Annotated in this window: 9 protein-coding genes; 1 reads left to right on the top strand and 8 read right to left on the bottom strand. The window is 71.1% G+C overall.

All coding sequences use genetic code 11. The annotated features are described in order from the left end of the window. Window positions 1–69 precede the first annotated feature (69 nt). Window positions 70–1263 carry a class I SAM-dependent methyltransferase gene (locus ACZ6KY_RS27370; protein ID WP_469312938.1) on the top strand — a complete coding sequence of 398 codons (1194 nt, stop codon included), beginning with the start codon at window positions 70–72 and terminating at the stop codon, window positions 1261–1263. Here ACZ6KY_RS27370 and ACZ6KY_RS27375 read toward each other — a convergent pair. From ACZ6KY_RS27375 to ACZ6KY_RS27410, 8 genes are all read right to left on the bottom strand, one after another. Next, window positions 1241–3274 carry a cell wall-binding repeat-containing protein gene (locus ACZ6KY_RS27375; RefSeq protein WP_469312939.1) on the bottom strand — a complete coding sequence of 678 codons (2034 nt, stop codon included), beginning with the start codon at window positions 3272–3274 and terminating at the stop codon, window positions 1241–1243. The genes ACZ6KY_RS27370 and ACZ6KY_RS27375 overlap by 23 nt on opposite strands. Before the next feature lie 151 nt (window positions 3275–3425). Then, complete coding sequence (locus ACZ6KY_RS27380; protein WP_469312940.1) at window positions 3426–4709, bottom strand: RNA polymerase sigma factor; 1284 nt, start codon at window positions 4707–4709, stop codon at window positions 3426–3428. 64 nt (window positions 4710–4773) lie between these two features. Then, complete coding sequence (locus ACZ6KY_RS27385) at window positions 4774–5130, bottom strand: YciI family protein (RefSeq protein ID WP_356468864.1); 357 nt, start codon at window positions 5128–5130, stop codon at window positions 4774–4776. A gap of 145 nt (window positions 5131–5275) precedes the next feature. Next, the gene (locus tag ACZ6KY_RS27390; protein ID WP_469312941.1) at window positions 5276–5854 is read right to left on the bottom strand and encodes a Uma2 family endonuclease; all 579 of its coding nucleotides are present in this window, start codon (window positions 5852–5854) and stop codon (window positions 5276–5278) included. A 59-nt stretch (window positions 5855–5913) separates the two neighbouring features. Beyond that, a complete protein-coding gene (locus tag ACZ6KY_RS27395) occupies window positions 5914–6780 on the bottom strand; it encodes a hypothetical protein (protein ID WP_469312942.1) in 867 nt (288 codons plus the stop codon). Between the two features lie 285 nt (window positions 6781–7065). Further along, entirely contained in the window at window positions 7066–8088 is a 1023-nt protein-coding gene (locus ACZ6KY_RS27400; RefSeq protein WP_469312980.1) for an LCP family protein, read from the bottom strand. 182 nt (window positions 8089–8270) lie between these two features. Then, window positions 8271–9650 (bottom strand): endo-1,4-beta-xylanase, encoded by a 1380-nt coding sequence (locus ACZ6KY_RS27405; protein ID WP_469312943.1) that lies wholly within the window; start codon window positions 9648–9650, stop codon window positions 8271–8273. A gap of 375 nt (window positions 9651–10025) precedes the next feature. Further along, on the bottom strand, window positions 10026–11054 hold the full coding sequence (locus ACZ6KY_RS27410) for a LacI family DNA-binding transcriptional regulator (protein ID WP_469312944.1): 1029 nt from the start codon (window positions 11052–11054) through the stop codon (window positions 10026–10028). Window positions 11055–11117 lie beyond the last annotated feature (63 nt).

Genomic DNA, 11117 nt, shown 5'->3' on the forward strand with positions numbered 1-11117 from the left:
CCGACCCCGCGAAGGCCCCGACACCGCCGCCGGAGGCACACCGTCCACCGACTGGCCCACAATGGCCGGGTGAACGACGTCTCCTTCGCCCCCCTCCTCACCGCCGAGGGCCGCGCCCTGCTCGACGAGGTCCGCGCCACCGAACCGGCACAGGAACTGGCCGTCGCCACCCGGCTGCGCCGCGAGCACCCCGCCGAACTGGTCTCGGCGGCCCTCGGACAGGCACGGCTGCGGCAGCGGGCGGTGGCGAAGTTCGGGGCCGAGGACGCCGGACGCATGTTCTTCACCCCGAACGGGGTCGAGCAGTCCACCCGGACGACCGTGGCGGCACACCGCGCCGAGCGGCTGCGCGCGCTGGGGGTCCGCTCCGTCGCGGACCTCTGCTGCGGCATCGGCGGCGACGCCATCGCGCTGGCCCGCGCCGGAATCCGCGTCCTCGCCGTCGACCGCGATCCGCTGACGGCCGCCGCCGCCCGCGCGAACGCCGACGCGCTGGGGCTCACGGACCTCATCGAGGTGCGCGAGACCGATGTGACGCAGGTGGACACCTCGTCGTACGACGCGGTCTTCGTGGACCCGGCCCGCCGGGGCGGCCGGGGCCGGATCTTCGACCCGGAGGCGTACTCGCCGCCGCTGTCCTGGGCGGTCGGCGCGGCCCTGCGGGCTCCGGTCGCCGCGCTGAAGATCGCCCCCGGCATCCCGCACGAGGCGATCCCCGCCGAGGCGGAGGCCGAGTGGATCTCGGACGGCGGGGACGTGAAGGAGGCGGTGCTGTGGTTCGGCACCGAGCCGGGCCTGGTGCGCGCCACCCTCCTACCGGGCCCGCGCGAGTTGCGCGGACGCGGGCTGCCGGATCCGGCGGTGCGGGCGGTCGGACGCTATCTGTACGAGCCGGACGGCGCCGTCATCCGCGCACACCTGGTCGCCGAGGTCGCCGAGGACCTGGACGGCGGCCTGGTCGACGAGACGATCGCCTACGTCACGGCCGACGAACTGCGCCCGACGCCGTACGCCTCCGCGTACGAGATCACCGACCAACTCCATTTCAACGTAAAGAAGTTGAAGGCGCTGCTGCGGGAGCGGGAGGTCGGCGTCCTGACCGTGAAGAAGCGCGGGTCGGCCGTCGAGCCGGAGGAACTGCGGCGGAAGGTCAAGCCGCGGGGCCCCCGGTCCGCGACGGTGTTCCTGACCCGGGTGGCGGGGGCCCCGACCATGCTGGTGGGGGCCCCCGCTCAACCGTCTACTGGTGGTGACGGGTGCTGAGCGCGCCCAGGTCCGGCACGGCGAGAGGCCGCGACGCCGTGCCGGGGTGCGCCACCGGAGTACCCGCGACCGACCCCGCCGATCCGGTCGAGGAGAACGAAGTCGCCGTCGGCACAAGGCCGTTGTAATACGGCGTGTACGTCCACTGGCTGCTGCTCGCGCTGATCGCCGCGCCCGCGGAGTTCAGCGCCGCCGCCGACACCGAGCCGGTGCCGCCGAAGACGGCGATGCCGTTGATGTTGGCGGCACCCTGGACCAGGTAGGACTTGGTCTCGGAGGAGAGGGTGGCGACGTCCGTCCACAGCATCGGGCCGAAGACGTTCATCGCCGCCGCGGCCGAGGTGCCACCACGCCAGCTGTCGGTGGAGGCCAGGGCCACGCTGCCCGGACCGCCCCACCAGAACCGCGCGAGGAGAGCCGCGTTGCCCGCGTTGGTGCTCGCCGCGATCGGGTAGTACGTGTACGACGACGGCCAGTGCGAGAACGACGTGTGCGTCAGCGCGTACTTCGCCGAGCCGCCGACCGGGATCATGTAGGTGTCGCGCGGGTCCAGGCTGTTGAGGTACGCCTTCACGGACGAGGTCAGCGTGTTGCCGTCGTTGAGCACGACGACCGCCTTGCCGCTCGTCCCGTCCGCGCCCGCGGCCGACGCGGCGGCGAGCGCCGAGTGGTAGTCGGTGCCGGTCGCGATGAAGACGTAGTCCGGCGCGCTGGTGATGGACTTCGCGACGGCGACCGAGGTCGAGTAGCGCGAGGTGCCGGCCAGCCGCTTCGGGGTGAAGCCGAGCGCGGAGATCTTCGAGGAGACGGAGCTGCTGAGGATCGACGTGCCGCCGACGAGGTAGACCGGGGCGCCGGGCTTGAGGACCCGCTTCAGCTCCGCCTGCACGGACGACGAGACCGAGGTCGCGGACGTCAGCAGGACCGGCCCGTGCTTCTTGCCCGCGAGGGCGGGGGCGGTCAGCGCGTACGACTGGCTGTCCTGGGAGACCAGCACGGCCGACGAGGCGTTCATCAGGCCCGGCTCGCTCTTGCCTACCGTGTTCCAGGTCCAGCGGGACGCGGCGATGTTGCTGCCGTTGACGTCGGCACCCCAGACCCGGGAGACGGTGTTCTTGCGCAGCGGCTGCCAGGCGGGCGAATAGCCGCCCCAGGGGAAGGGCTGGCCCTCCGTCACCGCGTCCGCGGTGATCGTCAGGACGACGTTGCTCTCCTGACGGCCGCCGCTGGTGGGCCGGTTGAAGTGCACGACGAGCCGGTTGCTCGCGGGCGCCCAGGAGGGGGTGTCGTAGTCCCCGGCGTCATTGGTCAGACGCCGCTCGCCGGTGCCGTCGGTGTTGATCGAGAAGAGCTGGCGGTGACCGTCGACGGTGCGGACGAACGCGACCTTGGTGCCGTCGGGCGAGACGGCGGGCGAGCCGCCCGCGGCGAGCGTGGTCTCCGTCTTGGTGGTGGCGTTGTAGAGCACGACCGACGGCGTGGTGGTGGTGCACCCGGTTCCGTTGCGCTGGAAGACCAGGAACTTTCCGGTCGCGTCCCCGCTCGGCACGCGGTCGCAGCCGCCGGCGGCCAGCAGCCGGACCGGGGTGCCGCCGCCGGCCAGGACGGCGTACAGCTTCTTGGACGCGGAGTAGACGATCTCGCGGCCGTAGGCCCAGTACGTGGGGTGGGACGCCATGGCGCCGTCCTCGATCCCGTCGTAGACCGTCGTCTTGGTGCCGCCCGTGACGCTGATGGTCTGCACGACACCGGCCGACTCGAAGACCACCCGGCTGCCGTCGGGTGACCAGGCGGGCGACTGGTCGTCGGAGCCGTTCGAGACACGCTTCTCGTCGTTGCCGTCGACGTCCACCGACATGATGCCGTCGCCGGACACGGCGATCCTGCCGTCGGCGGCCGGCCACCCGGTGACGTCGGCCGACGCCCCCGGTGCCAGGGCTGTCGCGGTGCCGGCGGCCAGGGCCGTCGCCGCGGTGAGCGCCACGAGTCTGTGGCGCGCGGAAATTTTCAAGGGTCTACCCCCCAGGTAGGTGCGATGGGCTGCCGGACCGCGCCTCGCGGGGGCCTACGGGTGAACGGAGAGCGTCCTTCCCGTGTACGGCAGCGGCGCCACTGTAAGCCCTTGCCGATCACGTTGGGAACGGGGTTACCGAACGGGAACCTCACGAGCCGCGCAGCTCACGGGCCCGTGCCGCCAGCAGTTCCCGCTCCCGCTCGTTGCGCGCCAGCGAGGCCGCCCGCTCGAACTCGGCCCGCGCCTGAGCCGTACGTCCGAGCCGGGCGAGCAGATCACCGCGCACGCTGGGCAGCAAGTGGTAGTCGCGCAGCGCGGGTTCACCGGCGAGGGTGTCCACGATCTCCAGGGCGGGGCCGGGTCCGTCGGCCATGGAGACCGCCACGGCACGGTTCAGCTCGACGACCGGAGAGGGAGTGCGGGCCGCCAGCAGGGCGTACAGGGTGGCGATCCGCCGCCAGTCCGTGTCCTCGTACGTGTAGGCCTGCGCGTGGCAGGCGGCGATGGCGGCCTGGAGGGCGTACGGCCCCGGGCTGCCGGTGGCGACGGCGTTGGCGCGGCCGAGCGCGGTGAAGCCCCGGCGGATCAGCATGCGGTTCCAGCGGCGGCGGTTCTGGTCCTTGAGGAGGACGGGTTCACCATCGGGCCCGGTGCGGGCGGCAGCCCGGGACTCCTGGAGTTCCAGCAGGGCGGCGAGCCCGTGCACCTCGGGCTCCTTGGGCATCAGCTCGGCGAGCACCCGGGCCAGCCGGAGCGCGTCCTCGCACAGCGCCGGACGGAGCAGGTCGTCGCCCGCCGTGGCCGCGTACCCCTCGTTGAACACGAGGTAGATCACCTCGAGGACGGACCCGAGCCGGGCTTCGCGGTCGGGTCCGTACGGGACCTCGAAGGCGACCCCCTTCGTCGCCAGCGTCCGCTTGGCCCGCACGATGCGCTGGGCGATCGTCGGCTCCGGGACGAGGAAGGCGCGGGCGATCTCGGACGTCGTCAGCCCGCCGAGGAGCCGCAGCGTGAGCGCGATACGGGCCTCGGCGGACAGGACGGGATGGCAGGCGGTGAAGACCAGCCGGAGCAGGTCGTCGTCGATGTCGTCCGGATCGGCGGGCTCGTCGTTGTGGTGCGGCGCCGACAACGAGAGGTCCCGCCCGACCTCCTCCAGTTTGCGCGCGTAGCGCTCCCGGCGGCGTACGAGGTCGATCGCCCGGTGCTTGGCCGTGGCCGTCAGCCAGGCGCCCGGGTTGTCCGGCACGCCGTCGCGCGGCCACTGCTCCAGCGCCGCGACCAGGGCGTCCTGGGCGAGTTCCTCGGCGATGCCGACGTCGAGGACGATCCGGGCGACGCGCGCGATGACGCGGGGCGACTCGATACGGAAGATGGTCTCGACGGCCGTGTCGACGCCGCCGGCGGGGGTTCGGCCGGGCTGCTGTTCCACAGCTCACCATCAGACACCCGCGGCGGCGTCAGACCAAGGAGACCGCTCAGGCCGGTAAGACGGCTCAGCTCCCGGCGATCTCCCGCACCTCGCAGGTGACCGTCCAGAACTCCTCGTGCGTCTTCAGGAAGCGCTTGGTCCACTCCACGGCCTCGGCCATGTCCTTGCACTGCATGATCGCGTAGCCGCCGACGACCTCCTTGGACTCCGTGAAGGGCCCGTCGGTGACGGACAGCTGCCCACCCGACCAGTGGACGCGCTTGCCCTGCGCGGTGGGCGTCAGGCCGTCGGTCTCCAGCATGACGCCCGCCTTGGTGATCTCCTCGATGAGCTCGCCCATCCGCTGCATCAGTTCGGGGCTGGGACCCTCGGCGGGCGCGGTGCTCTCGTCGATCTGGACCAGCGAAAGGTAGCGGGGCATGGTGACTCCTCGTGTCTTCGATGCCTCGGAGGCGGGGCTTCTCCCTGCCTCTCACCCGTGCGTCGAACGGGAGACACCTGCTTCGACACGGTCCCCGGATTTCTTTGGTTTCTTTCCCCGGGCGGGGCCAGACGGGCCGATCGGGTCAGTCGGCGAAGTCCTTGAGCTTCTGTGTGTCCAGCGTGAACCCGACCGGATCCGGCAGCTCGATCACCGCTCCGAACGCCCGGGTGGTGAGCGAGCGGTAGACGCCGTCCTCGGGGTCGCAGTGCACGGTCACGCTGCCCGCGTCCCGGTCGACGAGGAGGTAGACGGGGATGCCGGCGGCCGCGTATCCGTCGGGCTTCTCGATCCGGTCGCGCCGGTCGGTGTCCCGGTCGTGCGAGGTGACCTCGACGACCATCAGGACACCCGAGGGCTCGGACCACTCGCCCTTTCCGGCGAAGTACTCCTCGGGCGCCAAGACCCCGTCCGGCTTGGCCCGCCCCTTGCGGTAGGCCTCGACCTTCAACCCTTGCTCCGGATAGAGGAACAGCTCAGGCCGGTGCTGCATGCAGCGCTTGAGGAGCCAGGCGACGATCTCGCCGTGATTGCCGTCCGGCATGGGCTTTACCACGACCTTTCCGTTGATGAACTCCAGCCGCACAAGTTCGGGCGCGTTGTGGGCGAGCTCCTCGAACTCCTCGACGAGCATCTGGGGCCGGTCGGACGTGCTGGGGGTCATGGCTTCGCCTCCTCCCGTCCATCCTGCCCCGGTCACGGGCGGACCGTGCCGCAAGGTCGTCATGTGCCTGCTCCCTTCTCGGTTTCCTCCGTGCGGGTCCCGGTACGGAGAGCGGCGCGCAGCCGTCCGACATGGGCGCGCACCTCATGCGCCGCGAGAGCGGGCCGCCCGCCCCGGCACACCCCGCACAACCCGCCCCGCAGCTCGACACCGTCCCCGCCGGGCTCCCCGCACGCTGTGCAGACCACCTCGTAGCGGAGCGCCGGTGGCTGCGGCTCGGGCCGCGGCGGCAGCTTGGCGAGGAGCCGGGCCCGTACGAAGGCGTAGGCGTGCGCCACGCGTTCCGGGAGCCCCGACGTCAGCGCCTGGACGAGCTGTGGCTCACCCGCGCCCCGCGCGAACCACTCGGCGGCCTCCCCCTCCAGTGCCGCGCACTCCCCCGCCGACAACGTCAAGCGGGCGTCGATCCGGCCGAGCCGCGCCAGCACGCCGTACGCCGTCGAGCGCGCCGCCTGCGCCGGGGGCCGCTCGGTCACGGGCGTCTCCCCGGCGAGGAAGGAGTTCCACCAGGTGTCGTCGTGCGCGGTGCGCGAGAAGAAGGTGTGCCAGACCCAGCGGGGGCAGCCGTCGACGGTCACGGGGCGGCGCACCCTGCGCAAATGGCCTGCCGCGGAGAGGTTGTTGAGGGCGGTGGAGAGGGCGCACTGGCCGTACGGGAGGTGCTTGGCGAGGGTCTTGATCGAGAGGTCGGACTCGTCGGCGAGCCGGTCGATGTACGTCGCGATCGATGCCTCGCGGGTGGGCAGATGTGCGAAGTCCCGACCCGTCCGTGGGGTTTGGTCGGGCGCCGACCGTTTTCCATAGCCCGGATTGGCGAGGGGATGGGCGGAGGGGCGCGGGGCAGCACTAAGCTGAGTTACAGCCATGGGTCGAAGTCTCGTTTCGCTCTCATCGGTCAGACCCCCGCGTGGTGCTGCTAACACCTGCGGGGGTCGAAGTTTTCCCGGCGCACGCTACACGCCGGCCACGCTCCGCCGCGACCCGGTCACGAAAAGTCATATCCCCTGGCCCGGACGGCACTTCGGCCGCCGGCAAGGGAGGGTGGGTGGGTTGAACCTCCCGCCCAATCCACATAAAAGAGGCTCGAATCCCGATTCCCGAAGCTCAAGTCCCGCCGGACGTCCCCCGGTAGCGTCACCCGAGTCGGAGTGTCACTTCAGCGAGGCCCACAGATCGCTCGCCTCCGGCTCGTTCGCGATCACCCGGTTGTGGTCCGAGGGGGCCGCCACCACCGGCATCATCACCGTCTTGACCTCGTCGGAGGAGAGGGACTTGAGGCTCTGGCCGAGTCTCGTCAGCTCGCCGAGCGAGTCGAGGCCGGTGTCCGTCGTCAGGCTGCCGGTCACCGCGTTCGCGACGTCGTAGAGCTTGGCCGGGTCGGTGAGCAGGCCGGCGGACGAGATCTGCGTCAACAGGGCTTTGACGAGCTTCTGTTGGAGACCTATGCGGCCCAGGTCACTGCCGTCGCCTATGCCGTGCCGGGTGCGGGCGAGCGCCAGCGCCTGCGTGCCGCCGAGGTGGTGTTCGCCCGCGGCGAGGTGCAGATGGCTCTTGTCGTCGTCGATGCTCTCGTCCGTGGTGACCGTGACGCCGCCGAGCGCGTCCACCAGTTTCGCGAAGCCGGAGAAGTCGATCTCGATGTAGTGGTCCATGCGGACATCGGTCAGGGACTCGACCGTCTTCACCGCGCAGACCGGGCCGCCGATCGAATAGGCGCTGTTGAACATCGCGTCGTACGCCACCGCCGTCGTCCCCCCGGAGGAGGTGGGGCAGGACGGCCGGGTCACCAGGGTGTCCCGGGGGATGCTCACCACGGTCGCCCGGGTGCGCCCCGCGTCGATGTGCACGACCATCGCCGTGTCGGAACGGGCGCCCGAACTGTCGCCGCCGCCGAGCTTCGCGTTCGCCTTGCCGCTGCGCGAGTCGGAGCCCAGGACCAGGATGTTGAGGGCGCCGCTGGGCAGCGGGGACGCGGAGGCCGAGGCGGACGCCGGGGACGAGGGCGTCGACACGGCCTTCGCCGGGCGGTCGTCACCGAGCGCGCTGTCGATGTCGACGCTCTTGATGTTCTGGTTCAGATGCCAGTAGGCCCAGCCCGCCGTGCCGATGCCCAGCACCAGTACTCCCGCCAGGGTGAGGCCGACGGCCTTCAGTACCCGCGACCGCCGGCCCACCGGCCCGACCCCGTCCCCGACCCCGATGTCCTTGTGTCCCGTCACAAGGAGGAACGTAAGTCCGAATTATTAGGAGACTGTTAGGGAGAGAGGCATGAAACGATTTTCTTCGAAAAATCTCACGCTTCTCAGACCGGCCTCAGCCCCGCTTCAGCCCGACCTCGGCAGACCTCGGCCCGACCTCATCCCAGCGTCACCGTGGGCGCCGGATTGCTGCCGCTCCAGGAGGCGTTGAACCCGAACGTCACCGAACCGCCGTCCGGGACTGTCCCGTTGTAGGAGGCGTTGACACAGCTCACCGCCGTGCCGGTCTGGGTGCAGGTCGCGTTCCAGGCCTGGGTTATCCGCTGGCCCGCGCCGTACGTCCAGTTCACCTTCCACGACGTCAGCGCGGCCCCGGAGCACGCGATGCGCACCTGCCCCGTGAACCCGGTGTTCCACTGGCTCTGGACGCTGTACGTCGCCGTGCACGCACCCGTGGGCGGCGGTGTCGAGGTTCCGCCGCCGAGCGAGGCCGCGATGGCGTTGTAGGCCGGTTTGGGCGCGTAGTTCTCGTCGTAGGGTGTCGCCGCGCCGTAGCCCGAGAAGACGTCCGGGATCCAGGAGTCGGAGTCGGTGAAGCCCCAGACGGTCACCCCGTAGCAGCGGGTCACCGCGACACAGGCGTCGAAGACCGCCTTGTAGTCGGCGGCCTGCTGCGCCAGCTTGGTGCTGTCGGACGGGAGTTGCATCCGGATGTCCAGCTCCGTGATCGCGACGTCGACACCGAGGTCGGCGAAGCGCTGGATGTTCTGCTGGAGGGTGGCGGGGACCTGGCCGAGGATGAGATGGGCCTGGAGACCGACGCCGTCGATCGGGACGCCGCGCTCCTTGAGGGACTTGACCAGGTTGTAGAGGGCGGTGCTCTTCGCGTTGACGCCCTCGACGTTGTAGTCGTTGATGTACAGCTTGGCGCTCGGGTCGGCGGCGTGCGCCCAGGTCAGCGCCTGGGCGATGTAGTCGGCGCCGAGGCCGTTGTACCAGAGGGTCGAGCGGTAGGTGCCGTCCTCGTTGAAGGGCTCGTTGACCACGTCCCAGGCGGCCAGTTTCCCCTTGTAGCGGGTGACTTCGGTGGTGATGTGGTCCTGGAGCAGACCGCTCAGCTCGGCGGTCGTCCAGGTGCCGTTCGTCAGCCAGCTCGGGTTCTGGCTGTGCCAGACCAGGGTGTGGCCGCGCACCTGCTGGTTGTGGGCCTGCGCGAACGCGACGATCTGGTCGGCCTCGGCCCAGTTGAAGGTGCCCCGGGCGGGCTCTACGGTGCCCCATTTCATGGCGTTGCCCGGCGTCAGCGAGTTGAACTGGGACCCGGCGATGTCGCCGTACGTCCCGGTCAGCTTGGAGCCGGTGACCGCGGTGCCGATGACCTTGCCCTTGGCTGCCGCGAGGTCGCGCAGCGGGGCGTCGGCGGCGTGCACCGTCGTACCGGCCGCGAGCAGGGCGCCCACGGTCACGACTCCCGCGAACAGGGCGGCGACGCGGCGGGATAAGGGACGGGTCAGGCTGCGGGTTCGGGAGGTTCTCATGGCGGGTGCCTCCGAAAGTTTCGGTCGTACAACCGATTGACTTCGCAGGAGTGTGGAGGCGGATGTCTCACCCGTCAATACGACCCCCCGGCCGACTTCGGACCGATCCGGCCTCACGCCCCCGCCCAGACCCCCGCTCCTCGAACACACCGGAGGGGATGAAATTTCCCCGGCCGGGGCCGAAAGGCAGAACGGCCACTGCGCATCACCCGCACCCGGCGACGCGCGCGAGGGGCCGTGCCGGTACATCGATGCCCGTCGCCACCGACGCCCACGCCTCACCCAACGGCGACGGGCTGATGCACCGGCACGGCCCCGACCCCCCACCGGACCGAACCGCGAACGACACGGGCGAGCTGCCGGAGGCACCCGGCCTCACGCCGGAGGCGCCCCCGTGCTGCTGCGGACCACCAGGCTCGTCGCCAGTTCCATGCGCGTCCCGGCCGACGGCCTCTCCTGGCGGCTCAGGTCGAGCACCAGCTTCGCCGCCGCCTCGGCCATCTCGGTCAGCGGCTGCCGTACGGTCGTCAGCGGCGGCCCCACCCACCGCGCCACCGGCAGATCGTCGAAGCCGACGACACTCAGGTCCTCGGGAATGCGCAGCCCCAGCTCGCGGGCCGCCTCGTAGAGACCGAGCGCCTGGAGGTCGTTGCCGGCGAAGACGGCCGTGGGCCGGTCGGGGCGGCGCAGCAGCTCCAGGCCGATGCGGTAGCCGGCCTCGTGGTGGAAGTCCCCGGCGACGATCAGCGAGGGGTCGACGGGCAGCCCGGCCGTCTCCAGCGCGGCGCGGTAGCCGTCGACCCGCGCGCGGCTGCACATCATCCGGGAGGGCCCGCTGATGGCGCCGATCCGGGTGTGGCCGAGTTCGACGAGGTGACGGGTGGCGGCGAGGCCGCCCTGCCAGTTGGTGGCGCCGATGGAGGGCACGTCGACGCCCGGGTCGCCCGCCGGGTCCATCACCACGAAGGGGATGGATCTGCTGGTCAGCAGGGCGCGCTGGGATTCGTCGAGGCCCGAGAGGACGAGGACCACGCCGTGCGGGCGGCGGGCGGCGACCTGGTCGGCCCAGGTCCGGCCGGGGGTGAGCCGCCCGGCGGACTCGGAGAGCACCACACTGAGGCCCGCGTCCCGGGCGACGTTCTCCACGCCCCGGATGACCTCCATGGCCCAGGCGCTCTCCAGTTCGTGGAAGACCAGGTCGATCAGCGGCGAGCGGGAAGCCTCGGCCCGCCGGCGGCGGTAGCCGTACGCGTGCAGCAGCTCCTCGACGCGGGACCGGGTCGCGGGGGCGACGTCGGCGCGTCCGTTGAGGACCTTCGAAACAGTCGGAGCCGACACACCGGCCTCCCGGGCGATCTCGGCCAGCGTCGCCGTCTGTGTTTCTGCGGACTTCCCAGGCTTCATGCGGGCGATCGTATCTCTGCGCGACCCCTTGACGGACCCACCAGATCGTCTTACGTTCCCGGA

It is taken from the genome of Streptomyces sp. NPDC042002 (assembly GCF_055588305.1).